This is a genomic window from Hyphomonas sp. CY54-11-8, assembly GCF_000682735.1.
GTDB lineage: Bacteria > Pseudomonadota > Alphaproteobacteria > Caulobacterales > Hyphomonadaceae > Hyphomonas.
In genome coordinates this window covers 391,882-418,478 of sequence record NZ_AWFD01000001.1, presented here as the reverse complement: position 1 = coordinate 418,478, position 26,597 = coordinate 391,882, and the positions used below count along the sequence as shown (strand labels likewise).

The 26,597-nt window shown below is 61.7% G+C and carries 24 protein-coding genes; 5 read left to right on the top strand and 19 right to left on the bottom strand.

Features of this window, described 5'->3' with window-relative positions:
* The 7 genes from HY17_RS02195 to HY17_RS02165 all read right to left on the bottom strand — a co-directional run bounded on the left by HY17_RS02195 (position 1) and on the right by HY17_RS02165 (position 7,013).
* Complete coding sequence (locus HY17_RS02195) at positions 1-1,497, bottom strand: CpaF family protein (RefSeq protein WP_034761742.1); 1,497 nt, start codon at positions 1,495-1,497, stop codon at positions 1-3.
* A gap of 24 nt (positions 1,498-1,521) precedes the next feature.
* A complete protein-coding gene (locus HY17_RS02190) occupies positions 1,522-2,925 on the bottom strand; it encodes an AAA family ATPase (protein ID WP_034761741.1) in 1,404 nt (467 codons plus the stop codon).
* 26 nt (positions 2,926-2,951) lie between these two features.
* Positions 2,952-3,665, bottom strand: a complete 714-nt coding sequence (locus HY17_RS02185) for a CpaD family pilus assembly lipoprotein (protein WP_139068780.1) — start codon at positions 3,663-3,665, stop codon at positions 2,952-2,954.
* Positions 3,666-3,676: 11 nt separating this feature from the next.
* The gene (locus tag HY17_RS02180) at positions 3,677-5,242 is read right to left on the bottom strand and encodes a type II and III secretion system protein family protein (RefSeq protein ID WP_034761739.1); all 1,566 of its coding nucleotides are present in this window, start codon (positions 5,240-5,242) and stop codon (positions 3,677-3,679) included.
* Between the two features lie 2 nt (positions 5,243-5,244).
* On the bottom strand, positions 5,245-6,087 hold the full coding sequence (gene cpaB, locus HY17_RS02175) for a Flp pilus assembly protein CpaB (protein WP_051599540.1): 843 nt from the start codon (positions 6,085-6,087) through the stop codon (positions 5,245-5,247).
* Between the two features lie 99 nt (positions 6,088-6,186).
* Positions 6,187-6,702: a prepilin peptidase gene (locus HY17_RS02170; RefSeq protein ID WP_034762462.1), complete on the bottom strand. Its 516-nt coding sequence runs from the start codon at positions 6,700-6,702 to the stop codon at positions 6,187-6,189.
* Positions 6,703-6,857: 155 nt separating this feature from the next.
* Positions 6,858-7,013, bottom strand: coding sequence for a Flp family type IVb pilin (locus HY17_RS02165; RefSeq protein WP_034761736.1), 156 nt, complete (start codon positions 7,011-7,013; stop codon positions 6,858-6,860).
* A gap of 293 nt (positions 7,014-7,306) precedes the next feature.
* Between HY17_RS02165 and HY17_RS02160 the strand changes: the two genes are divergently transcribed.
* From HY17_RS02160 to HY17_RS02150, 3 genes are all read left to right on the top strand, one after another.
* The gene (locus HY17_RS02160; RefSeq protein ID WP_034761733.1) at positions 7,307-7,750 is read left to right on the top strand and encodes a pilus assembly protein N-terminal domain-containing protein; all 444 of its coding nucleotides are present in this window, start codon (positions 7,307-7,309) and stop codon (positions 7,748-7,750) included.
* Between the two features lie 141 nt (positions 7,751-7,891).
* Positions 7,892-8,452 (top strand): TadE/TadG family type IV pilus assembly protein, encoded by a 561-nt coding sequence (locus HY17_RS02155; RefSeq protein ID WP_051599538.1) that lies wholly within the window; start codon positions 7,892-7,894, stop codon positions 8,450-8,452.
* 3 nt (positions 8,453-8,455) lie between these two features.
* Positions 8,456-9,067, top strand: coding sequence for a TadE/TadG family type IV pilus assembly protein (locus tag HY17_RS02150; RefSeq protein ID WP_051599537.1), 612 nt, complete (start codon positions 8,456-8,458; stop codon positions 9,065-9,067).
* A gap of 69 nt (positions 9,068-9,136) precedes the next feature.
* On the opposite strand, the gene HY17_RS02145 is transcribed toward HY17_RS02150, so the two are convergent.
* The 12 genes from HY17_RS02145 to HY17_RS02090 form a co-directional block, all read right to left on the bottom strand.
* Entirely contained in the window at positions 9,137-10,630 is a 1,494-nt protein-coding gene (locus tag HY17_RS02145; RefSeq protein WP_051599536.1) for an MFS transporter, read from the bottom strand.
* A gap of 108 nt (positions 10,631-10,738) precedes the next feature.
* A complete protein-coding gene (gene murC / locus HY17_RS02140; RefSeq protein WP_034761730.1) occupies positions 10,739-12,169 on the bottom strand; it encodes a UDP-N-acetylmuramate--L-alanine ligase in 1,431 nt (476 codons plus the stop codon).
* Positions 12,170-12,233: 64 nt separating this feature from the next.
* Entirely contained in the window at positions 12,234-13,346 is a 1,113-nt protein-coding gene (gene murG, locus HY17_RS02135; protein WP_034761727.1) for an undecaprenyldiphospho-muramoylpentapeptide beta-N-acetylglucosaminyltransferase, read from the bottom strand.
* The gene (locus tag HY17_RS02130) at positions 13,339-14,493 is read right to left on the bottom strand and encodes a putative peptidoglycan glycosyltransferase FtsW (RefSeq protein WP_034761723.1); all 1,155 of its coding nucleotides are present in this window, start codon (positions 14,491-14,493) and stop codon (positions 13,339-13,341) included. Before HY17_RS02130 ends, murG begins: the two co-directional genes overlap by 8 nt.
* A complete protein-coding gene (gene murD, locus HY17_RS02125) occupies positions 14,490-15,905 on the bottom strand; it encodes a UDP-N-acetylmuramoyl-L-alanine--D-glutamate ligase (RefSeq protein WP_034761720.1) in 1,416 nt (471 codons plus the stop codon). The genes HY17_RS02130 and murD overlap by 4 nt, the downstream gene beginning before the upstream one ends.
* Positions 15,906-15,915: 10 nt before the next feature.
* Positions 15,916-17,109: a phospho-N-acetylmuramoyl-pentapeptide-transferase gene (mraY, locus tag HY17_RS02120; protein ID WP_034761717.1), complete on the bottom strand. Its 1,194-nt coding sequence runs from the start codon at positions 17,107-17,109 to the stop codon at positions 15,916-15,918.
* Positions 17,109-18,545, bottom strand: a complete 1,437-nt coding sequence (gene murF / locus HY17_RS02115) for a UDP-N-acetylmuramoyl-tripeptide--D-alanyl-D-alanine ligase (RefSeq protein ID WP_034761714.1) — start codon at positions 18,543-18,545, stop codon at positions 17,109-17,111. The genes mraY and murF overlap by 1 nt, the downstream gene beginning before the upstream one ends.
* Positions 18,542-19,984, bottom strand: a complete 1,443-nt coding sequence (locus HY17_RS02110) for a UDP-N-acetylmuramoyl-L-alanyl-D-glutamate--2,6-diaminopimelate ligase (protein ID WP_051599535.1) — start codon at positions 19,982-19,984, stop codon at positions 18,542-18,544. The genes murF and HY17_RS02110 overlap by 4 nt, the downstream gene beginning before the upstream one ends.
* Complete coding sequence (locus HY17_RS02105) at positions 19,981-21,603, bottom strand: penicillin-binding protein 2 (protein ID WP_051599534.1); 1,623 nt, start codon at positions 21,601-21,603, stop codon at positions 19,981-19,983. Before HY17_RS02105 ends, HY17_RS02110 begins: the two co-directional genes overlap by 4 nt.
* Positions 21,600-21,929, bottom strand: a complete 330-nt coding sequence (locus HY17_RS02100) for a septum formation initiator family protein (protein WP_081812921.1) — start codon at positions 21,927-21,929, stop codon at positions 21,600-21,602. Before HY17_RS02100 ends, HY17_RS02105 begins: the two co-directional genes overlap by 4 nt.
* On the bottom strand, positions 21,926-22,951 hold the full coding sequence (gene rsmH / locus HY17_RS02095; protein WP_034762443.1) for a 16S rRNA (cytosine(1402)-N(4))-methyltransferase RsmH: 1,026 nt from the start codon (positions 22,949-22,951) through the stop codon (positions 21,926-21,928). Before rsmH ends, HY17_RS02100 begins: the two co-directional genes overlap by 4 nt.
* Complete coding sequence (locus HY17_RS02090) at positions 22,951-23,502, bottom strand: division/cell wall cluster transcriptional repressor MraZ (RefSeq protein WP_081812920.1); 552 nt, start codon at positions 23,500-23,502, stop codon at positions 22,951-22,953. The genes rsmH and HY17_RS02090 overlap by 1 nt, the downstream gene beginning before the upstream one ends.
* Positions 23,503-24,310: 808 nt before the next feature.
* Here HY17_RS02090 and HY17_RS02085 point away from each other — a divergent pair.
* Positions 24,311-25,219 carry a hydrogen peroxide-inducible genes activator gene (locus HY17_RS02085; RefSeq protein ID WP_034761711.1) on the top strand — a complete coding sequence of 303 codons (909 nt, stop codon included), beginning with the start codon at positions 24,311-24,313 and terminating at the stop codon, positions 25,217-25,219.
* Between the two features lie 141 nt (positions 25,220-25,360).
* Complete coding sequence (locus tag HY17_RS02080) at positions 25,361-26,563, top strand: MFS transporter (protein ID WP_034761706.1); 1,203 nt, start codon at positions 25,361-25,363, stop codon at positions 26,561-26,563.
* The last annotated feature ends 34 nt before the right edge of the window (positions 26,564-26,597 follow it).

The window sequence follows — 26,597 nt, the reverse complement described above, 5'->3', positions numbered from 1 at the left end:
TCAGCCTCCCAGCTCATCAAGGGCGGCTGCGAGTTCGCGCTCAAGATTGTAATAAGAAGCACGGTCCCAGAACCGCGGACGGCCAATACCGGTGCCGCGATGCTTGCCTACGACACGGCCGTTCTCGTCCTCGCCCTCAATTTCATATTTCAGGACATCCTGCAGGACGATCGTATCTCCTTCGAGACCCAGAACCTCGGTGACGTTCATGATACGGCGCGAACCGTCACGAAGACGCGATGCCTGGACGACGACATCGATCGAGCCGACGATCATCTCCCGGATTGTCTTTGCCGGCAGAGAGAAACCACCCATCGTGATCATGGATTCCACACGGCTGAGTGCTTCGCGCGGGCTGTTGGCGTGCAGCGTTCCCATCGAGCCATCGTGGCCGGTGTTCATGGCCTGGAGAAGGTCAAACGCCTCCGGGCCACGCACCTCGCCCACGATGATCCGTTCCGGACGCATACGCAGACAGTTCTTCACGAGATCCCGCATGGTGATCTCACCGGAGCCTTCGATGTTCGGCGGACGTGTCTCGAGCCGCACGACATGCGGCTGCTGGAGCTGGAGTTCCGCGGAGTCTTCGCAGGTGATGACGCGCTCGCCCGGTTCAATGAACCCGGTCAAGCAGTTCAGCAGGGTTGTCTTACCCGAACCCGTACCGCCGGAGATCAGGATATTACACCGCGAATGTCCGATGATCCGGAGAAGCTCAGCACCCGGCTCACTGATGGAGCCAAAATTCACAAGGTCCTGAAGGCGCAGCTTGTCCTTTTTGAACTTACGAATTGTCAGGGTCGGCCCGTCAATCGCCAGTGGCGGCGCAATCACGTTCACACGAGAGCCATCAAGAAGTCGCGCGTCACAAATGGGTGAGGAATCGTCAACGCGGCGGCCAACCTGGCTCACAATCCGCTGACAGATGTTCATCAGCTGGGCATTGTCGCGGAAGCGGATATTGGTTCGTTCAATCTTGCCGTTGACCTCGATATAAGTCGTATCGGCACCATTGACCATGATATCGGCAATGTCGTCGCGCGCCAGAAGCGGCTCCAGAGGTCCATATCCGAGAACGTCGTTACAGATGTCGTCGAGCAGCTGCTCCTGCTCCGACAGGGACATCACCACATTCTTGATGGAGATGATCTCGACGACAATGTCGCGGATCTCTTCCCGCGCGCTTTCGGAATCGAGCTGCGCCAGCTGAGACAGGTCGATCGTGTCGATCAGCGCATTGAAGATTGTGGTCTTCGTTGCGTAGTACTGTTCAGACTGCTGTGAAACCTGGCGGACCTTTTCCTGCTTCGGCTCCGGCGGTGCCGGGGCTGGCGGAGACGGCGCCTTGGGCGCGCCCTTCACCGCAACAGGTTTTGGTGCTGCCGCTTTTGCGGCCTCCGGACGCGGTGCGGCTGGCGCAGGTGCAGCCTTCGGCGCCGGCGCAGAGGCCGGTGCCGCTGTCGGTGTCGCAGAAGGTGAACGTTTCCCGAATGCCATTCGTATGTCCCGCCTTGTCAGGCCTTACTTGCCCAACAGTTTCTTGAAGATGGATTTCTGCTGCGCCGCAACCGAGCGCCCGGTAAGCAGCGAAGCCATATGGTCGATTGCCTGAGCGGAGCGAGATGCCCCGTCTGTCTCGGAAATCATTTGTCCGTTGTTTGCCGCGGTGCCGAACAATTCCGGTTCGAACGGCAGGATCACTTCCGGCTCAACGCCAATCGCGGCGCCGAAGTCTTTCACCGGAATTTCCGGCCGCTTCGGCACACCCGACATGTTTATGACGAGACGCGGCGGGTTGTCGTTGGGACGCGCTGCCTTCAACTGGTCGATATAGTTCTTGCCGTTGCGCAGGGATGCGAGATCCGGCTGGCAGACGATGATCACTTCATCGGACGCAACGAGCGTGCGCTGCACCCAGCGGCTCCACACATGCGGAAGGTCCAGAACCAGGAATGGCACGTTCCGGCGGACGACTTCGATCACAGAGATGTAGGACTCATCCGGGATGTCCATGATCTGGCCGATCGAGGCAGGCGCCGTAAACAGGGAGAGCCGGTCACTTGCCTTGGCAAGCAGACGCTCGATCACGGCATCATCTGCCCGTTCCGGCTGGAGCAAGGCGTCGGCGATCGTCTGCGCCGGCTCCTGATTGAAATCCAGCGCCGTGGTCCCGAATGACAGATCAAGATCGACCAGTGTCGTATTGACCTTGGTGTTCTCTGCCATGGCCCAAGCCAGGTTGTGGGCAATTGTCGAGGCCCCGACCCCACCTTTCGCACCAACCACGGAAATCTGTTTGCCGACAAATGGCGCATCCGGATCAGCGAAGAGACCAGAGATGGTCCGGAGAATCTGCAGGGGCTGGAATGGCGGGACAACGTACTCGCTGACGCCGCGGGCAACCAGTTGGCGATACAGGGCGATATCGTTGATCGCGCCGACAACCATCACCTTGACTGTTTCGTCGCAATGTTCTGCCAGCTGATCGATCTCGGACAGAAGCTGGGCCGAACGGGCAGACGACTCGATGATGAGCAGGTTTGGCGTCGGGTTTACGCGCATATATTCGGTCGCCGCGGAAATGCCGCCCGGGTGCGCCTCGATCGTGGCGCGGCCCATGCGCCGGTCACGGGAGCAAACTTCCATCAACAGGCGGGTTTCATCGCGCTCGTAGAAGACCTGGATCGAAATGGCGGGCAGGACGGAATCTCCCCCCAGGCCATCCTCAGGCGCAGAAAAGACCGGTTGGTCAAACTCGACTTCACGCTGCGGCGTATCCAGATCGACCATTACCGAAGACTCTTCCATCTCTTCGGCCACCGGCTCCTCTTTCGGCAGGGCCAGATCCGCCAATGGATCATCTGCGAAGACGTCTTCGAAGTCGGATTCGAAATCGGATTCGTGGAGCGGCTTTTCACTGGACATGGCTTGTTTATTCCTTGTCTTACGCTCTAGTTCGAAACGGCTTGGGAGACGGTGCCGGATTCATCGCTGCCGCGCGTGGAAGCCGTCGATTCCCCCTTACGGAATTTCTCAAGAATAACGCTGCGGCGAACCGGATCGGCGCTGTCCAGCGGCCGGCTTCCGAGAAGGTCGGCCGGATCGGCGATCATCACTGCGAGGTTCGCACGGATAGAGCAACCGAGCGTCGCCCGTTCATTGTTTGAACTGATGTCCGAATAGTCGATCGTCGCCTGAGAAGGACAATCTGGCGCAATCGCATCGTAGGCCTGGAACGCCAGGATCATCGGTTCGGACACGAGGGAATCTTCGCCATGATGCGTTCCCTCGATCTCTTCATACTGAACGCCATTCTCGTAGGCGATCGCGCGGGCCTCGGCGACCGCCGCAACAGCGAGCTGCGGATTGGCGGATGAGGCTGGCAAGGACATGATCAGCAGGCCATGGCCATGATCCCGGTACGCCGAAACGAAGTTCGAAATCGCAGCCTTGTCTGCGAGGCTGACTTCCGATGCTTGCGGGTGGATCGCAATCTCCAGGAATTCAGTCTTCTTCTCAACGCGGATGGCATTCCGGTCCAGCGCGGTTCCCTGCAGATAGGCGGCAGGTACATTCGATGGGGCCACGCTGGAGCAAGCGCTCAGCGCTGCCATGCCAATGCCGGCAACAATCAAAGTGGCGGTGGGTTTCAGGATCCTGGTCACCTTCTGGTCCCCTATTCCTCGATAAAGCCCACAGGGGCACGATAGTCGGATGCCGATACGGGTTCACCGTTGCGGCCATATTGTTCATTCAGCTTCCCGAAGAAGATCGTCTTCGCGTCCGAAGCGTTTGCATAACCGTCAGCTGGCGTACGAAGCTGGTCCTTCTTGGTCGGGTCGACCAGATAAGGCGTCACGATCACGACGAGTTCGGTCTCCTCCTGGATGAAGTCGCGGGACTGGAACAGCGCGCCCAGGATCGGCAACTTCTTGAGGCCAGGAATCTGGTCGAGGCTCTGACGCGACTGCGACTGGATCAGACCCGCCATCATCATCGAGCCACCAGACGGCAGCTCAATCACCGACTCGGCCCGGCGGACAGAGAGCGCCGGCAGGGTCACACCTTCATAGGAGGTGGTGTTGCCCTGAGCGTCGACAATCGTGGTGCTCTCGCCCTGGAAGGCGCCCTCGGAGCTCAGCTCGGAAACTTCCGTCGAGATCTTCAGGGAGATACGGCCTTCCGACAAGACGACCGGCGTAAAGCCGAGACCGACGCCGTAAGGCTTGAACTCGACCGTAATCCGGCCATTCTGGTCCTGACCGACCGGTACAGGGAATTCACCGCCAGCAAGGAATTTCGCACTCTCGCCAGACATGGCGACAATATTCGGTTCGGCCAGTGTTTTGACGATGCCAATACGCTCCAGCGCATTCAGTTCAACACCGACGCTCGACTGGAGGTCCTGGCCAACATAATTGCTGTACGTAGCACGGCCGGAGAAGCCGCCCAAGGAGCGTCCCTGAAGCGGATAGCCCAGGCTCGAACCGACTTTCGAGGAGACGTCGAACGGCAGCCCCGGGAAGAGCGCGGTCGTATCAGCATTCACGGGCGGATTGTTGCCAACGAACAGCTGGCGCTCGACCAGATTGCCGAGGTCACCGAAGGTCGGTGCCCCGCTCAGATTGATCCCAAGCTGCTTGATCGCATTGCGCTGCATCTCGACAACGCGGACTTCCAGGAGCACCTGGTCCTTCGCCGCAATGTCGATCATGTTGATGACTTTGGTCTCTTCTTCCTCACCGCTGCCCAGATAGGCTTCGACAAGACGTTCCACAGCGTCGGATTCGGACAGGCTGTCCGTGGTTCCGGTAATCACCACATTACCGTTCAGGCCTTCAACCTTGACCCGGGCACCCGGCACATGGCGGGCAATCATCTGCTGGATGCTGGCCATATCCATCTCGACATTGATTTCGAGATTGAGAAGCTGGTTGCCCTGGCGGTCAAAAACAAAGGCATTGGTCTGCCCGTAATCCATGCCCCGGAAGATGATCCGCTGCGACGTCTGCACAATGGCGTCGGCAATCTCCGGATTCGTGATCACGACATCTGCTGCAGGCGCGCTCAGGTCGATGATTGTCGACTTGTTCAGCCCGAGTGTCACTTGCTCGCTGACCGCGGATTCACCCGGTTGGGTGATCTGGGTCCCGAATGTATTTGGTCCCGCCAAAGCCGCCGGCCCTATCGCGAGCGACAAGGCAATTACAGCTGCCGTTCTGGCTTTCTGGAAGGCCTTCATGCTCAGCTACCCCCAAGGCCGGACGCTGCCTGGCCATTGCGATAAATTGTGATGCCGTTTCCGGGCGTACCGCCGCCGCGCAGGAGGTCAGTCCTTGCGCCCCGCGACCCTGTGTCACCTGCATCCGACCACGGCCGCAGCGACAGCGACAACGTGCCGAGACGCTGCGAATGGGCGATCAGTTCCGCTTCGTCCGGCTTCACTTCCAGTGTGGCTGTATTGCCGATCTGGGAGGCCGATTCGGATTCGCCCTGGTAAAAGACCTGGTCGATTGCCAGCACCCGGACATTCTGGAGAATGGTTTCAGTCACAGGGCGGTCCAGAACCGCTTCAGCCATGGCGACCTGCGCCTGATAGGTCAGGATCACATCCACCCGGTCATCCGGAAGGATGAAGCCGCCGGACGCCGATTCGGTCGAGATCTCCACGGAGATGGCCCGCATACCGGGCGACAGCAGCGCGGCCATGAAGCCGGTCTCGCCCTTCATGACCAGCTTTTGCGGAAGGACAGGCTCTTCTGCATAGATTGGAATGCGCACGACGCTTCCCGACAGTTCTGCGATTGCGTCAGCGTCAGCTTCTTCCGTCTTGTAACCATCCACGACGTTTTTCTCGGGCCATGGCGCCCATTCAAAATCATCGGGTGACAGAAGGTCACCAACCATCAGGTCGCGCTTCGCGACGAGAACGTGAGTCTCGGAGACTTCTCTCGTCTGCAACACGGTCTGCTGCTCAGTAACGGTCTGCGTCACGGTCTGCGGCTGGGTCAGCCCCCGGACGAGAAACGCTGCCGCTATGGCCGCAGCGGCCGCGCCAATCAGGATAATGAGACGCATCGGTGACATGGAGTGTAACTCCCCTAAATTACGATACACAGGGACTCTGGCCGGTCAGCGCTCATCCCCATCCACGAGTCAGATTCCCACAGCACGCCTAAAGCAACGTTAACCGATTACTCCGGCTGATCTTAACGTTTGGGAAAGAATTGGAGACGCTGGGCTGGCGAAGAAGGCCCCCGCCGCGATGGCCACACCGTAAGGAACGCCGGCTTTTTCTTCAAACGGAGCGCGGATCGGCCCCGGCACAACGGCCGCCGGTATCGTGTTCCGCACAAGCACAATGATCATTGCACAGAGACCGCCGACAAGCGCCATCGCAAAAATGAACTGCAAGGACGCTGAAGGCCCGACCCAAAGCATGACGGCCGGGATCATTTTCGCATCCCCTCCCCCAAAAATGCGGAACGCAAACAGGCCGAAAGCAATCACAAAAGCTGCCAGGCCGGCCAGCACGTGTCCGAAAATAATTTCCATGGGGAGGCCGGAAAATGCTGCCGCGGGAATGAACAGGCCAGCAAGCACCAGATTCAGCCAGTTCGGAATCGTCAAACTGTTCACATCGTGAAGTGCCGCAAAAAGGCAGAGGGCGAGGAATAGCCCGCCAAGAATGACCAGAATCATGTCCGCACTCCCCATCAGAAAGGACTGCGCCGGACCCTGCCCCCTAAATCCTAAGGAATGCTGATCACTGGATCCCGGGCCATTGGCCAAAGAAAAAGACCGCCGGGAAAACCCGGCGGCCTCTTCTAGGTAATCAGTAGTTCTGAGAACTACGATTAGGACATCGCAGTAGCGACTTCCTGGAACTTGGCGTTAGCGTTCGTACCAAGAGCCGTAACACCACCGATGATGGCAACAGCGATCAGAGCGGCGATAAGGCCGTATTCGATAGCCGTAGCACCCGACTCGTCTTTCAGAAAACGTGCAAACATTGGAAACTCCCATCATGCATTTGTTCGCGCCCCGGTTCTCATTTGTCTGCCGGAACAGTTCGAACTCTACGCGATTATTGTTCACATCGAGTTGAGAGAAACAGAAATTCCATGAAGGGGTTACAGGGATTTGTTTACTACCTGAATCCGGGTGCGGACAGGTTCGGCCCCTGCGGCCTTACTTGGATTCTTTATATACATAGCTCATCCGGAAAAGCGAGCTTTTAGGCAGTTAGCACTCGTGAAACTTTCTTCAGACAAATTGCACGAAATCATTCCCGGAGTGACCAGACATGAAAACTTTCGCACGGACTTGCGCATTCGGCCTGGCCGCCAGCCTGATGGTGCTCCCGGCAATTGCGGGACCTTTGACCGTCGAAACCAACAAGACTGTCCCGCTCAAAATGAAGGGGACGGCAGCAAGTGTTGTACTCGGTAACCGGAACATTGCAGACGTTGCCGTTCATGACGAACATCTGATCTTTATCACCGGCAAGACATTCGGCACCACCAATCTGATGGTGTTCGACCGTTCGGGGAACCAGATCCTGAATACCGAAGTCGTTGTCACAGCCAATACGTCAAATCTCGTCACCGTGAATCGTAACGGGTCGAATTTCACTTATGACTGTGCCCCGTCCTGCCGCTCTATCATCAGCCCGGGCGACAACGTCCAGCATTTCGATGATCTGATGCAGCAGCAGATGGGTATGCAGGCCCTGACAAACGCCGACTGATCTGGCGCCTAAATCCGGGTCGCCACGGTCGTCTCCGGCTTTACGTCGGGAATTCCTTGAAATTTGTACGATCTCTGAAACGGGCCGCAAACCCAGATCTGGTAGCCAGAAGACTGAGCGACTCTGAGAGAGGGGTTTGGGATGCGTTCGCCGAATGCGGGATTTCTGACATCCAGACTGCAGCGCAAGCTTGCAGAGTGGGCGACTGAACGCCGTGGCCAGACGGCGGTGGAATTCGCCCTGATCGCTGCGCCTTTCTTTTTCATCATTTTCGGCCTGATGGAGATCTGCCTGATCTTCATCATGTCGACCGTACTGGAACATGCCGTGTCGGACGCCTCTCGTGAGATCCGGACCGGCCAGGCGCAAGAAGCCGGGTTTTCCAAAGTCGAATTCCAGAACTCCGTCTGTGACGAGATGTTCGGCCTGATGGGATGCGATGCGAGCCTGCACATCGACGTGAAGCGGCTCACCAGCTTCAGCGCCGCCAATTTGGGATCCCCGCTCGATTCGGATGGTAATTTCGATGACAGCGACTTTGACTTCCAGCCAGGTGGCGCCAATGAAATCGTGGCTGTGCGCGTCTATTATGAGTGGGGTCTGGTGACGCCGGTCCTGTCTGCCCCTCTGGCAAACATGGCCAATGGCAAGCACCTGATTTCGGCCACGACCGTCTTCCGCAACGAGCCATTCGGAGACTGATCCATGGCCAAACGTACCCTTCTTTCGCGGCTCAACCCTCGTCTGAACTGGCGCGGCATCCGCGGGCTTCGTTACAATGAGCGGGGCATTTCTGCGGTCGAGTTCGCTCTGATCTCGCCCCTGCTGATCATGCTCTATCTCGGCGCCATCGAACTCAATTTCCTGATGGAAGCCGACCGCCGGGTCACCCAGACCAGCGCTAGCCTTGGTGACCTGACCGCCCGTCTCACGACCGTGACGGATGCCGACATGGCGGAAATGTTTGCAGCGGCAAAAGTCCTGATGGAGCCGTATGACGCAACCACGGCCGAGATGCGTATCTCAAGCATTGTCGACAATGGCGACGGCAATCCGAAAGTGGCCTGGTCCGACGCTCACAACATGACGCCGTATACGAAAGGCACGACGGTAACCCTGCCTACCGGGATCATGCCCTCCCCCGGCTCAATCATCATGGCCGAAGTCAGCTATCCGTATGAGAGCGACATCGGCTACATCATTACGACCTCGAAGACGATCAGCGACAAATTCTACCTGCGTCCGCGGCGCGTGTCTGAAATCGCCCGTGTGACATCGTCCGGTTCAGGTACGAACCCGTTCGGCCCCACCAGCTGATCCAACTCCTCTCCCAGGAGCATTTACCGGAAGGCTGGCCTCTCAGGAGGCCGGCCTTCCTTTATGGGATCAGTCTTCAAAACCACGTTTCGGCGCGTGGACTTTCCAGAGGATGATCAATCCGGCCAGGAACATGAACCCGATACCGCCCATGCCGATCCGCTGATTGCCGGTCACCCAGGTGAGCAGGCTGACGATACCGGGGCCCATCCACACCGTCACTGTCCCGGCGATGGCATAGAGGCCGAAGAATTCTCCGATCCGGTCGCGCGGGGCAATATGCACCAGCATGTACCGGCTCGATGAAATCGACGCGACCACGGCGATTGCAACCGGGATCACGAACAGGAAATAGGTGATGTCAGACAGCGTGCTGAAGAACGGGCTGTCCCAGATGGGCGTGTTGGCCGGTAGCAAGCCGAAGAACAGCGCGTCCGGCGTGATCGAGAGCTGCGCGAGCAGCAGGATCACCAGCGCGGAAATCTCCCAGACAAGCGCCAGCTTCGGTCCAAGAAGGCGGTCCAGATAACCGCCCACAAAGCCGCCGACTGCCCCGAAAAGAACGCCTGTGATCCCAAAGAACAGGATTTCGACGCCGGTCCAGCCGAGGAAGGTGCCGGCATAGACCGCGCCAAGCGTCAGCAGCGCTGACATCGCATCGGCATAGATGGTGCGGGCGATCAGGAACCGCATGGTCTGCGGGTGCTCCTTGAACAGGCCTTTCAGGTAGCCAAACAGCACCTTCCCACGCTCAATCAGGTTCTGTGCATTCCCGGAATGGCGGTCTTCACCGCGAAATACGTCCGCCGCCGCCTGTTTCCAGGTTGTGCTCTGGCCACCCTTGATACCGTCCGGCATGAAGATGAAGAACGGGATCAGCAGCACGGCCATCCAGACCGCGACAAACGGCCCGGCGAACCGTTCCGGCGCAAAGGTCTCCCGGTCCAGCTTGATCACCTGTTCTGCCGGTGCAAATGGCAATCCCGATCCGGGCAGCAACAGGCCGAACAGGAAGAAGACAAGAATCCCGACGCTCAGAATGTTGCCTAGCGAAAGGCCCAGGCCGGAGATATAGGGCAAGGCGCTTGGCCGGCCCGCATTCGGCAGCATCGCATTGTGCAGCACTTCCGAGTAGCCGTAGCAGCAATAGGCCACCGCGAGGACGGCCATGGTCGGCCACATGGTCAGCGGGCCTTCCGGGCGCGCCCACCAAAGGCTGAACGAGCAGACGAACATGAGCGCCATGAAGAAGGCGATCGGCGGCTTCCGCCGGCCCGCCTTGTCAGCGATGACTCCCAGGAAAGGCGCCGTCAGGGCTGTTGCGATGCCTGCAATCGTAACCGTCAGGCCGGAAAGGCTGAGACCATGCTCACCGCCCCCGGCCATCTCTTTTGCGAAATAGGGCGCAAAAACATAAATGACGATCAGGTTGTAATAGGGATTGCGCGCGCCTTCGAAGATCGCCCAGGCCAGTCCCTTGATCCCGAACGGCCCGCCGTCAGCGCGCTCCGTCTCGGATTCGGGCACAGCCAGCACCGGTCCGACAACCTGCGTGTCGCTCATTTAGTTTCACTCCCTTGGCCAATAGTCGCCTCTTGCCGGGCGGTTTCGTCCAGCCTGCGACATTGCAAGGCAAAGGGGAAGAGTCAGTCTGCGGCACCTGCCGCGAGGTCAGCTTGTGGTTTCCAGCTTGGAGGCAAGGTCTCCGGCATAGCGGGTAATGTCGCCCGCGCCGAGGCAAACGACCATGGTGCCGGGCCCTGCTTGCGACCGGATCACGCCGGGCAAATTCTCCAGCGAATCCAGCAGCGACACCGACCGGTGGCCATGCCGCCGGATGGATGCGACGAGCGATTCAGCGTCATAGCCTTCGATCGGGCTTTCGCCCGCCTCATAGACTGGCGCGACAAGCACTTCGTCCGCCTGGTCAAAACATCGTGAGAATTCTTCGAACAGGTCCCGCAGGCGGGTGTAACGGTGCGGCTGGCAAACGGCGATGATTTGCCCCTGTCCCTGCATGGCCCGGGCGGCTTTCAGCACGGCGGTGATCTCCACCGGGTGGTGGCCGTAGTCGTCGATGATGCGGACCGGCGCTTCGCCGGCAACCGGGGTCCACTCCCCCACCGATGTAAACCGGCGCTTCACGCCGCCGAAACTGATCAGGGCGTTCCGGATCTGCTCGTCCGTCGCACCGAGTTCCAGCGCCACGGCAATTGCCGCGAGGGAGTTCTGCACATTGTGCTCGCCCGCCATGGGCAGGGTCAGACCTTCGATCATGCGCGGCATGGCCGATCCGGGGCGGCGCAGCGCGACATCAAAGTGCGCGCCGGCCAGGTCGGTTTCCAGATTCACGGCGCGGATATCAGCCTGCCGGTTGAAGCCATAGGTGATACGGCGACGGTCCGTCACCCGTGCGGCGAGCGCCTGCACTTCCGGGTGGTCGGTACACAGAACGGCAAACCCGTAGAAGGGAAGGTTTTCGACAAAGACATCGAATGCCTCGCGAAGTTTCTCCATGGAACCGTAATGGTCCATGTGTTCCGGATCGATGTTCGTGACAATGGCGCAGGTAGGGTGCAGTTTCGTGAACGTCCCGTCGCTTTCGTCGCTTTCCACGACCATCCAGTCGCTTTCGCCCGCCTTGTAGTTCGAACCATAGGCGTGGATGATGCCGCCATTGATGACGGTCGGGTCGATCCCGGACCCGTCCAGCAGGGCCGCCACCATGGACGTTGTCGTCGTCTTGCCATGGGTGCCCGCAACGCAAACCGTGTATTTGAGGCGCGTGATTTCAGCCAGCATGTTGGCCCGGCGCACGACCGGGATACCGGCGGCGCGCGCCGCGGCGACTTCCGGATTGTCGCCCTTGATGGCGGACGAAATGATCACCGTCCCGGCGCCTTTGACGTTGTCCGCCTTGTGCCCGATGAAGACCTTCGCCCCGCGCTGGCGCAGGCGCTCAATGTTGTCGGAATCCTTGATGTCGGACCCCTGCACATCATAACCCATCGTGATCATCACATCGGCGATGCCGGACATCCCGATACCGCCAATGCCAACGATATGAGCCGGGCCAAGATCAAAAGGTGTTGGGGAAGCCATGTTCTAAGGTCTCCGGAGTCTGGTGTGTGTCATGCTGCGCCAAGTCGGGGTGCCGGTCGAGACCTCAGTGCAGGGCCACGGCTTCGGCGAGGTCGGCAAGATCTCCTGCCGCATTCACCTTGGCCGATTTCTTCGCCACTTCGGCGCGTTGTTTCAGTTCGTCCACATCGGACAGGCGTGCCGCGATCAACTCGCCCAGCAATGCAGGATAAAGGTTCGCCTCGAGGATCATGTCAGCCGCGCCCACATCCGTCAGGGCTTCGGCATTGGCGGCCTGATGGTCATCCATGGCGATGGCCAGCGGGATCAGGATCGAGGGGCGGCCGACAACGGCGAGTTCGCTGACCGTCCCTGCGCCGCTGCGCGCGATCACAAGATGGGCGGCCGCAAGTTTCTCCGGCATGTCGGAGAAGAACGGTGCCAGCTCGGCCTCGACCATGACCTTGTCGTAGATGTCTTTCACCTTCTCCAGCTGTTCGGCGCGCACCTGCTGGACTACTTTCAGGCGGGCACGCAGCGGCGCGGGGATGTGATTGGCAATCGCCAGCGGAACACTCTCGCCGATGATCTGCGAGCCCTGGCTGCCGCCGGTGACAAGAATGGTCAGCTTGTCATCTGTGGACGGATAGGGCTGGTCCCTTACGGCGAGGATCGGGGCGCGGACAGGATTGCCGACCGCCTTGTGCGGCTTGCCCTTCGGCAGTCGGTCCAGCCGGTCGAACCCGCTGGCGATGACAGCAGCATTTGGTGCCATGTTGCGGTTCACCCGTCCAAGCACGGAATTCTGTTCGTGGATCAGGATCGGCACTTTGCGCGCCTTCGCCGCAGCCAAAGCCGGAAACGCCGGATAGCCGCCAAAGCCTGCGACGAGCGCCGGCTTCTTTTCCTTCATGATCCGCTTGGCCATCCCAATGCCGGCCTGGATCTTCAGGAAAGCGCCCGGCAGGGTCCATGGCTTGCGGAAGTTCGGGGAGGCGGCGAACACCTCTTCCTTCCATTCTGCCGGGAAATCGCTGGCATAATGGAGACCGCGGCTGTCGGAGATCAGGCCAACGCGCCAGCCCCGTTTACGCATCTCGTCGGCAAAGGCGCGCGCCGGGAACATGTGCCCGCCGGTCCCGCCTGCCGCGATGATGACCAGTTTTCCGCCCAGTTTTCCGTTCGTATCGTCAGCCATACCGGCCCCTTGTGCGCGTACCTTGTCCGCGCACAAGTGCCAGCGCAAGGCCCAGAGTCAATGCCGTGCCGAGCATGGACGAGCCGCCATAGGAGACAAATGGCAGTGTCATCCCTTTCGGCGGGATCAGGGCCAGATTTACTGCCAGGTTTATGGCAGCCTGAAGACCAAAAAGCGTGAAAAGTCCGGCACTTGCCGCCCGGGCATATCCATCTTCCACCCGTGCCGACGCCCGGAAGCCGCGCAGGAGCATGAGCGCGAAAGCCGCCAGCAGCACGATCGCGGCGACAAGGCCGAACTCTTCCGCCATGACCGCGAAGATAAAGTCCGTATGCGCATCAGGAAGGTGCGCCTTGACCAGGCCCTCCCCCGGGCCGACACCGAACAGGCCGCCGCGCCCGATGGCTTCGGCCGCGCGGTCGATCTGCGAATGGTCGCCATGCTGGACATTGGCAAAGCCGCGGATCCGGTCGCGCACGTGCGGCAGCAGCGCATAAAGCATACCGCCGAGCGCGACACCGCCGCCGGCAAAGGCCGCGCCCCAGCGCCAGGGCAGGCCGCTGACAAAGAAAGTGACGATAAAGGCAACGGTCAGCAGGAAAGACTGGCCGACATCCGGCTGCAGCAGGAACAGGCCGACCGTGACCGCGAAGAAGATGAACGCGACAGTTTCCCAGATCCGGTTCGGATAGAGTTCGCGCTGCGCCAGCAGCCAGCCAGACATGACGATCAGTGCGGGCTTGGCCGCTTCGGACGGCTGCAGCGAGAATCCGGCGACCCGGATCCAGCGATGCGCGCCTTTGGCCTCATGTCCGCCGCCGACCAGGATATAGACCATCAGACCGATACAGCCCAGCAGCAGCACGGCCGCGAAGCGCCGCGCCCAGGCCCGGTCCAGCATGCTGGTGCCGAGCAACAGGATGACGCCCGCCGCCGCAAACAGCGACTGGCGCATGGGGAAGAAATAGGGGTTGTCATAGCCGATGCGCGCCGCCGCGCTCGGGCCAGCCGCGAGCGACATCAGAAGGCCGATCGCCATCAGGAAAAAGGACCCTGCTAGCAGGCCCCAATCTACTGTTCGCCGCCATTCCATGAACCAGGACGTGTCAGACCGGGCAAGAAATGGCGCTGTGGCCGTGTAGCTCAAGCCAATTCCCTCAGCTCTGTGGGCATCATCGCCTCCACGATCGACCGGAACGTATCGCCCCGGTGCTCAAAATCGCGGAACTGGTCAAAGCTCGCACAGGCTGGTGAAAGAAGAATGACCGGATGGTCGATTCCGGCGTTTCTGGCATCGCGGAAGGCAGCCTGAACGGCATTTTCAAGGGTTCCGCAGCCTTGGGTGGCCACCTTTCCCTTCAGCGTGGAGGCAAACGCCTCTTCCGCCTCGCCGATCAGATAGGCCTTGTTGATGCGCGGGAAGTAAGGCGTCAGCGGGCCGATGCCGTCAGCTTTGGGCACGCCGCCGGCAATCCAGTAAATATTGTCGTAAGACTTCAGCGCCTGCTCGGCGGCCTGCGCATTCGTGGCCTTGGAGTCGTTGATGAAGCGCACGCCTTCGATCTCGCCGACGCGTTCCATGCGGTGCGCAAGACCCGGGAAGGTTCTGAGACCTTCCATGATGGTCTGCGGATCAAGGCCGAGGGCCCGGCAGGCCGCATAGGCCGCGACGGCGTTCTGGTGATTGTGCTTGCCCGGCAGTGCGGCGCATTCGGCGAGGTTGCCAACGAAGACGGCATTGCCGCTGTTGGAATCGTAGAGCCGTCCGTCCACGGCGCTTACACCGCGGCCGAGCGCATAACTGGAGGAGACCTGCACCACACGGGCCGGCCCGCGCGCCGCGAGGCCGATGGCAATGGACTGGGTGACCACATCATCGAACCCGACCACGGCAGTGTCCCGCTCGGTCTGGTTCTGGAAGATCCGCATCTTGGCAGCCTGATAGCCTTCCATGCCGCCATGGCGGTCCAGATGGTCCGGGCTGATATTCAGCAGGACAGCCACATCGCAGTGCAGGCTCTTCACCAGGTCCAACTGGTAGGAGCTGAGTTCCAGCACATAGATCGCATTGGCATGCAGGGCCGCCAGGTCCAGCACGCCGGTGCCGATGTTCCCGCCGATCCGCGCGTCGCGGCCAGCCTGCTTCAGGATATGCCCGATCAGGGCCGTCGTCGTCGACTTGCCGTTCGTGCCGGTGATGCCGACAATCTTCGGGCGGCCGCGTTCCGGCAGGCTCTGCACGGCGCGGGCGAAGAGTTCCATGTCCCCGACGATCGGCACGCCGGTCATTTCTGCCATGCGCACGATGCGGTGCGGCTGTGGGAATTTGTAGGGAATGCCCGGTGACAGGACGAGCGCGGCAAAGGTCTGCCAGTCGCGCTTGTTGATGTCTGACAGGGTCAGGCCCGCGGCTTCCGCCTTACGGCGGGTGTCTTCATTGTCATCCCACGCATGAACACGCGCGCCGCCGGCCTTCAGGGCCTTGGCAGCGGAAAGGCCGGTGCGGCCAAGGCCGAACACCGCAACATCCCTTCCTGCGTATTCCGTGATCGGGATCATGCGCGCTCGCTCACCTCAGCTTCAGGGTTGCAAGGCCCGCAAGGGCGAACAGGACGGACAGGATCCAGAAGCGGACGACGACCCGGGTCTCCGGCCAGTTCTTCTTCTGGAAATGGTGGTGCAGCGGCGCCATCAGGAAGATGCGCTTGCCTTCGCCGGTCAGGCGTCGGGTCAGCTTGAACCAGATGACCTGCATGATCACGGACAGCGCCTCGATCACGAACAGGCCGCCGATCACAACGAGCGCGAACTCATGCTTGGTCGCCACGGCCACGACGCCCAGCATGCCGCCGAGGCCGAGCGAGCCGGTATCACCCATGAAGACTTTCGCCGGATAGGCATTGTACCAGAGGAACCCCATGCCTGCGCCCATCATGGCGCCCAGCAGCACGGCCAGCTCCCCTGCGCCCGGCGCGAACTGGATACCGAGATATTCGGCGAAGACGAAGTTACCGGTCAGGTAGGCGATCATCGCATACGCGGCTGCGGCGAACGTCATCGGCACAATGGCGAGGCCATCGAGGCCATCGGTGAAGTTCACTGCATTGGCACTGCCGACCACGACGATCATCCCGAACAGGATGAAGAACATGCCGAGCGGCAGGAAGTAGTTGTTGACGAAGGGCACCGCGACACCGCCGGAGAAATCCGGATCAGCCGGCGTCACGCTGGTTTGCGGCGCGAAGGCAGCAATCTGCTCGGCCAGGCCGTTCAGCGCGCCCCATTCAGCATGGCCTTCGGGCGTGTGCGCGCCGTGCAGGCCCATGATGAACGCACAGGCCACGGCGGCAATGCCGAAACCGGCCAGCAAGCGCACCTTGGCGGAAACACCAGCATCGGTCTGCTTGGTCACCTTGGCATAGTCATCGAGGAAGCCGAGGATTGCGTAGGACAGGGTCACGAACAGGGTGACCCAGATGTAAGGATTATTCAGGTTCGCCCAGAGCAGGACGCCGACGACCAGGCCGAGCCAGATCAGGAAGCCGCCCATGGTCGGTGTACCGCGCTTTTCCAGCTGCTGTTCCAGCGACAGGTCGCGAATGGGCTGGCCCTTGCCCTGGCGGGCGCGCAGGAAATTGATGATGGTGTCGCCAAATATCACCGTCACCAGGAACGCCGTGACCACGGCCGCGCCTGTGCGGAAAGTAATATAGTTGAGAACGTTCAGGATACCGCTGTCAGCGGCCAGCCATTCGTACAGCATCAACTAACCCCTGCAGCACCTTCTGTGCCGCTTGCCATCTTGCCCATGTCTGCCGTTGCACTCCATTGGCGCAAACGGTCTGCTAGTCGTCCCATCCCGGATGCATTCGAGCCTTTGATCAAGACCACGTCGCCATCCCGAAGTGCATTTTCCAGTGCATTAAGAAGTTCGTCGGCCTTTGGCGCCCACACCTTTTGCAGGTCTGTCGGCAGCGCCTCGGCCAGATGAGTCATTTTGTCCCCTGCCAGGAACACGCCCGCCGCGCCGGTCTCCACGACCGGTCCGGCCAGGCCCGCATGTTCCGCATCCGACGTATCGCCGATTTCCAGCATCTCACCCAGCGCGACCAGCCGCCTGCCTGCACCGCGTTGTTTCAATGAGGAAAGTGCAGCTCGCATGGAGCCCGGATTGGCGTTGTAGGCGTCATCGATCATCAGGAAACTGCCGCCGCCGGGCAGGGCGAGGCGCTCGGCCGTGCCGCGTCCGGCCGGCGGGGCATAGCCCGAAAGCGCCTCGGCGCAGTCATTGACTGCCGCACCGGTTTGCGTCGCTGCCAGCAGCGCAGCAGCGACATTCATTGCCCAATGTTCACCAACCGCTTCCAGCCTCACCAGCACCGGCTTGCCGACCACATCGACCTGAATACGGCTGGTCACACCGTCGGTTTCATAGCCGACGACGCGCGCGGTCGCATCCGGCCCGCGGCCGAAGGATTCCATGTTCCCGGTCGGGCACAGCGACCGTGCCCGGTCTGCCAGATATTCGAAGAAGGTGTCGTCCGACGGCAGGATGAAGGTGCCGCCTGCCTCAAGGCCTTCAAAGATATCGGCTTTCTCGCGTGCGACGGCTTCGAGGCTGCCAAGGCCCTCCAGGTGCGCTCCGGCGATACAGGTGATGATCCCCGTATGCGGACGGACCATGCGGCTGCGCGGGGCGATCTCGCCGGGGGTCGACATGCCGATTTCAAAGACGGCACGCTCAGTCTCTTCCGGCATGCGGGCCAGCGTCAGCGGGACGCCCCAGTGATTGTTGAAACTTTTCTGGCTCCAGTGCGCCGGGCCAAGCGCGCGGTAGATCCGCGCCAGCATTTCCTTGACGCTGGTCTTGCCGGCCGAGCCGGTGATCGCCGTGCGGTGCGCAGCGCAGCGGGCCCGGGCTGCGACGCCCAGCTGCTCCAGCGCTGTCAGCGTGTCATCGGCGACGACCTGCGGCCCCTCTCCCTTCTTGCGGGAGACGAGCGCCCCGGCGGCACCGGCCTCGAAAGCGGCCTCGACGAAGTCATGCCCGTCGCGCTGGTCCTTCAGCGCAACGAACAGATCCCCCGGCTGCAGGGACCTTGTGTCGATCGACACAGTACCCGTCACCGTAAAGGGCGCAGTCGCAATGCCGCCGGTGGCAAGGGTGATGTCGTCGGAGGTCCAGAGCGGTTTCGTCATGCACGCACCGCTCCCAGCGCTTCACGCGCCGTATCCTGATCGGAGAAGGGATGGATTTCCTTGCCGATGATTTGGCCAGTCTCGTGACCCTTGCCGGCAATGACGAGCGTGTCGCCTTTTTTCAGCTCTGCGATAACGGTGCGGATGGCTTCGCCGCGATCGCCGATCTCGCGGGCGTCCGGGCAACCGACCAGAACCTGCTTGCGGATTTCAGCGGCGTCTTCCGTCCGCGGATTGTCGTCCGTCACGATCACATCGTCGGCCTGCCGGGCGGCGATCTCGCCCATGAGGGGACGCTTGCGCGCGTCGCGGTCGCCGCCACAGCCGAAGATGACTTTCAGGTCACCGGCCGTGTGCGGGCGTACGGCGCGCAGCAGCACGTCCAGGCCGTCCGGCGTATGCGCATAATCGACAAAGACAGCGGCCCCGGATTCGGTCTTGCCGATGAACTCCATCCGGCCTTTGACCGGTTCCAGATGGGTCAGGCCATCGGCGACCTGGTCGAACTCCATGCCCAGCGACAGGCAGATCGCGGCGGCGGCCAGCGCGTTCAGCGCCTGGAACTCACCGATCAGCGGCAGTTCCAGCGGCTTCTGTTCCACGTCACGCCAATAGAGATGCAGGATCTGCCCTGTGGCGCGCGGCATGATCTCGTCGATCCAGAGGTCCTCCCCGCGCCAGCCGAAGGACACGATCGGCATGAGATTGCCGAGGGCAGCGGCTTCGAAATCATTGCACTGTTCGGAATCGGCATTGACGATGGCGGGCACACCCGGCCGGCCAAGCTCACGGAACAGGCGCAGCTTGGCGGAGAGGTATTCCTCCATCGTCGAATGGTAATCGAGATGGTCCTGCGTGAAGTTCAGGAAGGCGACGGCGGAGAGGTCCACCCCGTCGAGGCGGTGCTGTTCCAGGCCGTGGCTGGAGGCCTCCATCGCGCAATGGGTGACGCCCTGCCGTGTCAGTTCGGCGAGCGTTTCGTGAATGGTCACCGGATCGGGCGTCGTGTGGCCGACATCGATATGACCTTCGGGGCCGATGGCGCCCAGCGTGCCCATGGAGGCGGACTTTATCCCGGCTTGCGCCCAGATCTGGCGGCAGAAATCCACGGTGGAGGATTTGCCGTTCGTGCCGGTGACCGCCACCACGGTGCCCGGCTGGGAATTGTAGAAACGCTTCGCGGCCAGCGCGAGCGCCCGGCGCGGTTCGTCATCGACGATATGGGTGACGGACACCTCATCGGCCGCATCGCCGGAGAGGATCGCCACGGCGCCCTTCTCGATCGCGTCCGGAATGAACCGGCGCCCGTCGGTGACGCTGCCCTTCAGGGCCGCGAACAGATAGCCCGGTTTCACGTTACGGCTGTCCGCCGTCATCCCGGTGATGACGGTGTCGCCATTCGGCGCATCAGGGAACAGGTCTTTCAGTTTACAGGTCACAGCGAAGTCCTCTCATCTCCGGAGCGGTACGCGTCTCCTGCAGGACGGAAATCTTCAAAGCGTGGGGCGATGCCGAGCAGCGGCGCGACACGTTCTATGATGCGACCTGCGGTCGGCGCCGCATTCTGGGAAGCCACAGAGCCTCCCGGTCCGGCTTTGGGATCATCCAGTGTCACAATCAAGGCATACTGCGGGCTGTCATAGGGAAATATCGCCGCAAAGCTGGAGATATTGCGCCCGTCATCATAGCCGCCCGGCACAGGCTTCTCCGCCGTGCCGGTCTTCCCTGCAACGCGGTAGCCTGCCACTTCGGCATTCTTGCCCGTTCCGGTCAGCACCGCTTCGCGCATCATCGCGTTCACGAGGTCTGCCGTGATGGCCGACATCACGCGCACCGGTTTCGACTTGCGGGCCTCATCGACGATCAGGGTCGGCGCCACACGCTCCCCGCCATTGGCGAAGGCAGCGAAGGCGGACAGGAATGCCATAGGCGTCACGGCGATGCCGTGACCATAGGCCATCGTCGCCGCGGTCAGGTCGTCCATGCGCTCGGGCAGGATCGGCGCGGCGCTGCCAGCGAGTTCGACGGGCGAGCGATCAAGCAGGCCAGCGGTTTTCAGGAAATCCTGCTGGCGGCGCGGGCCGAGCTTCTGGTTGATGTGCACAGTGCCTATATTCGAGCTTTCGGCGATGATCGTCGTGACATTTGCACGTGTACCGATGGGGTGCAGGTCCGAAATCGTATAGCCGCGCATCTCGATCGGATCGTGGACATCAAATATGTCGGTCGGACGGATCGCCCCGGCTTCGAGGGCCGCTGCCACAGTCAGCGGCTTGAAGACAGAGCCGAGCTCATAAAGCGCGCCCGTCGCCCGGTTCATGCGGGACGGATCGTCGATGGCGATGTCGGACGAGCGGTTCGGATTGAAAGGCGGCCAGCTGGCCATGGCGCGGACTTCGCCGGTACGCGCCTCCATCAGGATGACCGCCGCCCCTTCGAACCCGTCAGCCGCCGCCGAAGCGGCAAGCTCTGCCTCGACCGCCGCCTGAACGCCATTGTCGATGGTCAGGCGCAGCGGTTCCCCGCCTGCGGTGAGACGGTCATTCTGGCTGAACTCGACCCCGCCGGCGCCAACGCCGTCAACGTTCACGAAGCCCAGCACATGGCCGGCGAGCGTCCCGCGCGGATAGGCCCGGCTGATCTCTTCCTTGAACCAGAGGCCTTCGAGGCCGAGGTCGAACACGGTCTGGCGCTGGCGCGGGGTCAGGCCGCGCTTCACCCAGACAAATTCCCGCGACTGGTCGGACAGGCGGCTCGTCAGGCTGTCGGCATCGATGTCGGGCAGGACACCGGCGATGCGGGTTGCCACTTCGCGCGGATCCCAGATCAGCTGCGGATTGGCGACCAGCGAGTAGACGGTGACGGACGTCGCGAGCTGCTCACCGTTCCGGTCGACAATGTCGGCCCGTTTGACCTGTTCGCCAGCCCGCATGGCCAGCGTGCCGGAATCGCGGTCAGGCGCCAGCGCCAGGTAGCCGGCCTTGCCGGCCAGCACCACAAACAACGCGCTGAGGCCGAGGCCGACCAGCCGTGTCCGGTGGCGCGACGCTTCCGTCATTCAGGCGCCTCCACAGAAGCGGCATCCCTGGCGGGATCGACCGGAAGACCGACCAGCGCATCCAGATCACGCTCATTGGCCATCTGCTCCGGGCGTGGCGGCGCCATGCCCAGCTCGTTGCGGGCGTATTCCTCGATCCACTCGCGGCGGCTCATATGGGAAAGCTCGGTTTCCAGCAGCGCCTTTTCGTGGCGGGCGTCCTCGATCTGGGCTTCCACGGCCATGAGTTCGGCCGCCGTATCCTTGGCGCCGTATTTCGCCCGGTAGAGGCTGAACACCAGCAATCCGACAATGACGAGACCCAGAATGAATGCGCGGCGGCTCATGACACGTCCTCCAGTTGCGAAAGCGGGGGCAGGTTCATGCCATCATCCGCTTCTTCGTCGATTGCAGGCGCTTCGGTCCGGATCGCCGCCCGCAATTTTGCAGATCGTGCACGCGGATTGCCTTCCACTTCCTTATCCTGGGGCAGGATCGCCTTGTTTGGGCGCAGTTCGAAAGTCGGTTCCGGGCCTTTGGCCATCAGCGGCATGTGGCGGGATCCGCCGGTATTCTTGCCGGACCGGTCGCGCAGCCATTGTTTCACCATCCGGTCTTCCAGCGAATGGAAGGTGACGATCACCAAACGCCCGCCGGGCTTCAACAGCCGTTCGGCCGCCACCAGCGCCCGGGCCAGCTCGCCCAGCTCGTCGTTCACATACATGCGGATCGCCTGGAAGGTCAGCGTGGCAGGGTGGATCCGGCTGCCTTTCCGGCCGCCCACAGCGGTCTCGACCGTTTCGGCGAGGTCCAGCGTGGTCTCGAACAGTTTTTCCTTGCGGCGCTGGACGATCTGGCGGGCAATCCGGCGCGCCTGCTTCTCTTCACCGAGGCGGAAGATGACATTGGCGAGATCGCCTTCGGCCATGTGGTTCACGACATCCGCAGCGGTGGGACCTGCAGCGCCCATGCGCATGTCCAGCGGGCCGTCCTTGTTGAAGGAAAAGCCGCGATGACCCTCATCGATCTGGAAGCTGGACACACCGATATCCAGCACAACGGCATCGACCTGATCGCATCCGGTCGCCTCGACCAGCGCATCCATTTCGCCAAAACGGCCCAGCAGTGGGGTGATGCGGTCGGTCTGGGCGGCGAGGGCCTCGGCCCGCATGATGGCGTCGAGGTCGCGGTCGATCGCAAAGACGGAGCACTTCGCCGCCGTCAGGATGGCACGCGTATAGCCGCCACCGCCGAATGTGCCATCGACAACGCGGTCGCTGTCCTTGAGGTCGAGGGCAGCGAGCACCTCATCGAGCATGACGGGCTTGTGCCCGGAAGCGGCGGTTTCGGGCCGGGGTTTGGTGGTCATCATCCATCCCCTCCCTCAACGAGTTTCAGGTCGGGATAGAGGCCCATTTCGTGCTGGCGCAGCACCTCATTATAGGCCTGGCCCAGCGCCTCGAGCGTCTCCGGTTTCGCAGCGGTTTCGGACATGGCCGCGGTAAATGCGGCGTGCTTTTCGGGGTTCCAGATCTGGAAGCTGTCGATATTGCCGGCGAACTTCACACGGCCGTCGAGACCGGCTGCCGCGATCAGCTCATCGGTCAGCTTGATGCGGCCGGTATCGTCCATCTTCAGGTCGGCCGAGCCGGCGATGATCGAGGACACGAGCGCCTTGCGGACCGGGGATTGCGGGGGCAGGCGGGTCAGCGTCGCGCGGTACATGGCCATCAGGGCTTCGCCGCCGCCTTCCAGGCAACCGGATCCGTCGAGGGCAGGCCACAGGAATATCCGGTTTCCACCGCCAAGCGCAGCGCGAAAGGGAGCCGGGATGGACACCCGCCCTTTTGCGTCAATTGCACTTTCATAGGTGGATACAAACACCCGCCAGCCCGATCTTCGTTTGCCTAAACCCCGCATGGGTAAACCATGTCTTAATTTGGAGTATCATGGGCAGACATGGGCCTCAATGGGCGAGACACGTGAATCGAAATATCCACAACAGCCCCGCACAGGAACACCAAGCGATCCAACCATGAACAAACCGGAACAAACGGGTGGGCCGACATGGGCAGGAACCGAATTTCCTTTTTGAATCAGCTCGATGCCGAAACAGACTCGGTTATCCACAGCCAGATTAAAAGTTACTGAGTTTTTAACATTTGAAGCCTGCGGTTTGCGCAGCCATCCAGAAATCATCTCGCAGAAACTTGGTTTCACTTACCAGGCACTGGGATTCGACTTGTACGCCGCCGAAGCAATCAGGTGGTTTTCTTGAGACACCCGGTCGCCGCATACGGGTCGCTCAAGATCCGTTAAGACCATGCTGAAGTCCGGAGAGTGAGGAAATCAGGCCCGACAAGCCATCTGGCTTGGGAGGGGGACGGTGCCGAGCGCCCTGATGGGTGGCGGACGCTTTGTTCCGGCTTGCCGGGCCATTTTCGCCGTTCGAAACGAGGGTCTTGGGTGGGGAGTTGAGATAACCCGCCCCGAACGGTTCATGAGCAATATGTCTGGCGGCGCCAAATGGTTCCAATTTTTCTCGCCTCGGCTGAAGTTTTTTCCTCTCAAAGTCACCCAGGGCTGATTTTCCGAACCATCACGCAGCGAAAAAAACAAGTCAATTAATTGTTTTTGCTGGGTATTTTCGGGTTTCAGGGTTTTGGGAATTTTTCCCTGCGACAAAAAGAAATTTTGATGGATTGTCGTTAGGCCATAGATCGAACCTATGATTATCCCGACACTCCGCCAGTTGCAGTTCCTGGTCGCGCTCGGCGAGACGGGATCCTTTTCCCGCGCAGCCGAAGCCTGCCATGTCACCCAGCCAACGCTGTCTGCCGGAATTCGCGAACTGGAAGACCTGCTGGGCGTCAAGCTGGCCGAGCGAGAGGCCCGCGGCGCCAGCCTCACCCATGCCGGCGAGATCGCCCTCGCCCGCGCCTCGGCGCTGCTGAACGATGCCCATGCGCTCGTGCAGGCGGTGCAGAGCGCCGGCGCCCTGCTGACGGGCCCCTTCCACCTCGGCGCCATCCCCACCATCGCCCCTTTCGTGCTGCCGCAGACCGTGCGAGCCCTGAACACGGCCTATCCGGACCTGAAACTCTACCTGCATGAGGACAAGACCGGACGCCTGATCGACCAGCTGCGCACCCGTACGCTGGACGCCGCCCTGATCGCGCTGCCCTGGGATACGCCCGGCATCGAGACCATGACGCTGCTGGACGACGAGTTCCTGTTTGCCGCCCCGGCCAATCACCCGCTGGCGAAGAAGAACGGGCTCGCCCCGGAAGACCTGGCGGACGAGAACTTGCTGCTGCTGGAAGACGGCCACTGCCTGCGCGACCATGCCCTCTCCATCTGCCGCATGCGGACAGGCGCCCGGAAGGACCAGGTGGCCGCGACCTCGCTCGGTACGCTGGTCAACATGATCGCCGGCGGGCTCGGCGTCTCGCTCCTGCCCAGGCTGGCGGTGGATCACGGGCTGAATGTCGGCAGCGATGTTGCCGTGCGCGAGTTTGTGCGCCCGGTCATCGGACGCCGGATCGGCATCGCCTGGCGGGCCGGCAGCCCACGGGAAGCCGATGCGAGGAAAGTGGGCGAAGTCATCAAGGAACAGCTCACCGCTACCGGTGTTTGAGAGCTGCTGAGGATTTTTCCGGACACGGTCAATTTCCGCTATCCCGGCCGCCATAACCGGGCTAGTGCGGATTCCGTTCTCAACACAGCTTACGGACCCCCAAATGCAAACCGGCCCGTTTCCCGCCAGCAGGCCTGACGCATGCGCCTGAACGATGCCTGGCTGGCCTCGCTTTCGGCCGGCGCCGTCAATCTCGTACTGGGCGCGAACCTGCCTTACCTGCCGGTCTGGATGGAGAAGGCCGGTGGCATGTCGGGCGCGGAAATCGCCGGGGCAGGCACGCTCGCCGCACTGATCCGCATCTTCGCCGGACCGCTCGCCGCAGGCCGGGCGCAGTCGCACGGGCTTCGCGCCACACTGGCGGGCACAATGGCCGTCTGCCTCGCCGGATACGCGCTGCTCTTCCCAGACGTGCCGCAGGCAGCCGCCTTCCTTGTCTGCGTCGCCATCTATAGTGCGACCAACGTCTCCGGGCCGCTGTTCGAAGCGGTGCTGATCTACGGCACACGGAATGCCCGGCCAGATTACGGGCAGGGCCGCGCCATCGCCTCGCTCGCTTTCGTGGTTTCCAACCTGGCGGGCGGCGCCGTCCTCTCGGCCTTCGGACCGGATGGTATCCTCACCTATCTCATCATCGCGGCCCTGTTGGCGACAATCGCGCCGCTGTTCACGCGGGAGGGTGCGCGGAAGGTTCTGCCGAAGCGCACCATTCTCAGCACATTTGCCGAGGGCTTCTCGCTTTACCGTCTACCCGCGCTCTTCGCCTTCATCCTGGCCGCAGCACTGATCCAGGCAAGCCATGGCGTCTATTACGCGTTCTCGTCCGTGATCTGGGTATCGCAGGGCATTTCCGGCTCCAGCATCGGCGTGCTCTGGGCGGTCGGCGTGGTGACAGAGATCGCGCTCCTGCTGCTCTCCGGGCGGCTCCTGCGAGGCTTCAGCGCGGTTGGCCTGCTCTGGCTGGGCGGGCTCGGCGCCATGATCCGCTGGACAGCGGCGGGATTCGTCCTGCCGGTCATGGCCGCAGCCCTGTTCCAGACGCTGCACGCAGCCTCATTCGCGTTGACGCACCTGGCCACGATGCGCTTCCTTCAGCAGGCATTGCCGGACGAGCGCCTGCCGCTGGCCTATGCCGTGAACGGCGCGCTCGTGTTCGGGCCGATCCTCGCGTTGTCCACTTTCCTGTCCGGCCTTGCCTATGATGCCCTCGCCCCCGGCGGCGCGAGCGCGCAGACACACATCTACTGGCTGATGGTGCTGGCCGCAGGCGCGGGCCTCGCCGTCGCAGCCGTCACACGGCCGACGCCCGCCACAGTGGCCAGCTCGATCGACGAAGACGCCTGAGCGCGGCCACATCACCGAAAACCGGTTGACAATC

What these genes read in the sequence shown, in the direction of transcription:
- murC (WP_034761730.1), bottom strand. Translation starts at nt 12,169, where the DNA reads ATGGCTTCCCCAACACCTTTTGATCTTGGCCCGGCTCATATCGTTGGC.
- HY17_RS02145 (WP_051599536.1), bottom strand. Translation starts at nt 10,630, where the DNA reads ATGAGCGACACGCAGGTTGTCGGACCGGTGCTGGCTGTGCCCGAATCC.
- HY17_RS02100 (WP_081812921.1), bottom strand. Translation starts at nt 21,929, where the DNA reads ATGAGCCGCCGCGCATTCATTCTGGGTCTCGTCATTGTCGGATTGCTG.
- mraY (WP_034761717.1), bottom strand. Translation starts at nt 17,109, where the DNA reads ATGCTGTACGAATGGCTGGCCGCTGACAGCGGTATCCTGAACGTTCTC.
- murD (WP_034761720.1), bottom strand. Translation starts at nt 15,905, where the DNA reads ATGATCCCGATCACGGAATACGCAGGAAGGGATGTTGCGGTGTTCGGC.
- HY17_RS02090 (WP_081812920.1), bottom strand. Translation starts at nt 23,502, where the DNA reads ATGCGGGGTTTAGGCAAACGAAGATCGGGCTGGCGGGTGTTTGTATCC.
- HY17_RS02160 (WP_034761733.1), top strand. Translation starts at nt 7,307, where the DNA reads ATGAAAACTTTCGCACGGACTTGCGCATTCGGCCTGGCCGCCAGCCTG.
- HY17_RS02080 (WP_034761706.1), top strand. Translation starts at nt 25,361, where the DNA reads ATGCGCCTGAACGATGCCTGGCTGGCCTCGCTTTCGGCCGGCGCCGTC.
- murF (WP_034761714.1), bottom strand. Translation starts at nt 18,545, where the DNA reads ATGACGAAACCGCTCTGGACCTCCGACGACATCACCCTTGCCACCGGC.
- cpaB (WP_051599540.1), bottom strand. Translation starts at nt 6,087, where the DNA reads ATGTCACCGATGCGTCTCATTATCCTGATTGGCGCGGCCGCTGCGGCC.
- HY17_RS02150 (WP_051599537.1), top strand. Translation starts at nt 8,456, where the DNA reads ATGGCCAAACGTACCCTTCTTTCGCGGCTCAACCCTCGTCTGAACTGG.
- murG (WP_034761727.1), bottom strand. Translation starts at nt 13,346, where the DNA reads ATGGCTGACGATACGAACGGAAAACTGGGCGGAAAACTGGTCATCATC.
- HY17_RS02190 (WP_034761741.1), bottom strand. Translation starts at nt 2,925, where the DNA reads ATGTCCAGTGAAAAGCCGCTCCACGAATCCGATTTCGAATCCGACTTC.
- HY17_RS02085 (WP_034761711.1), top strand. Translation starts at nt 24,311, where the DNA reads ATGATTATCCCGACACTCCGCCAGTTGCAGTTCCTGGTCGCGCTCGGC.
- HY17_RS02105 (WP_051599534.1), bottom strand. Translation starts at nt 21,603, where the DNA reads ATGACGGAAGCGTCGCGCCACCGGACACGGCTGGTCGGCCTCGGCCTC.
- HY17_RS02180 (WP_034761739.1), bottom strand. Translation starts at nt 5,242, where the DNA reads ATGAAGGCCTTCCAGAAAGCCAGAACGGCAGCTGTAATTGCCTTGTCG.
- HY17_RS02155 (WP_051599538.1), top strand. Translation starts at nt 7,892, where the DNA reads ATGCGTTCGCCGAATGCGGGATTTCTGACATCCAGACTGCAGCGCAAG.
- HY17_RS02165 (WP_034761736.1), bottom strand. Translation starts at nt 7,013, where the DNA reads ATGTTTGCACGTTTTCTGAAAGACGAGTCGGGTGCTACGGCTATCGAA.
- HY17_RS02195 (WP_034761742.1), bottom strand. Translation starts at nt 1,497, where the DNA reads ATGGCATTCGGGAAACGTTCACCTTCTGCGACACCGACAGCGGCACCG.
- rsmH (WP_034762443.1), bottom strand. Translation starts at nt 22,951, where the DNA reads ATGACCACCAAACCCCGGCCCGAAACCGCCGCTTCCGGGCACAAGCCC.
- HY17_RS02170 (WP_034762462.1), bottom strand. Translation starts at nt 6,702, where the DNA reads ATGATTCTGGTCATTCTTGGCGGGCTATTCCTCGCCCTCTGCCTTTTT.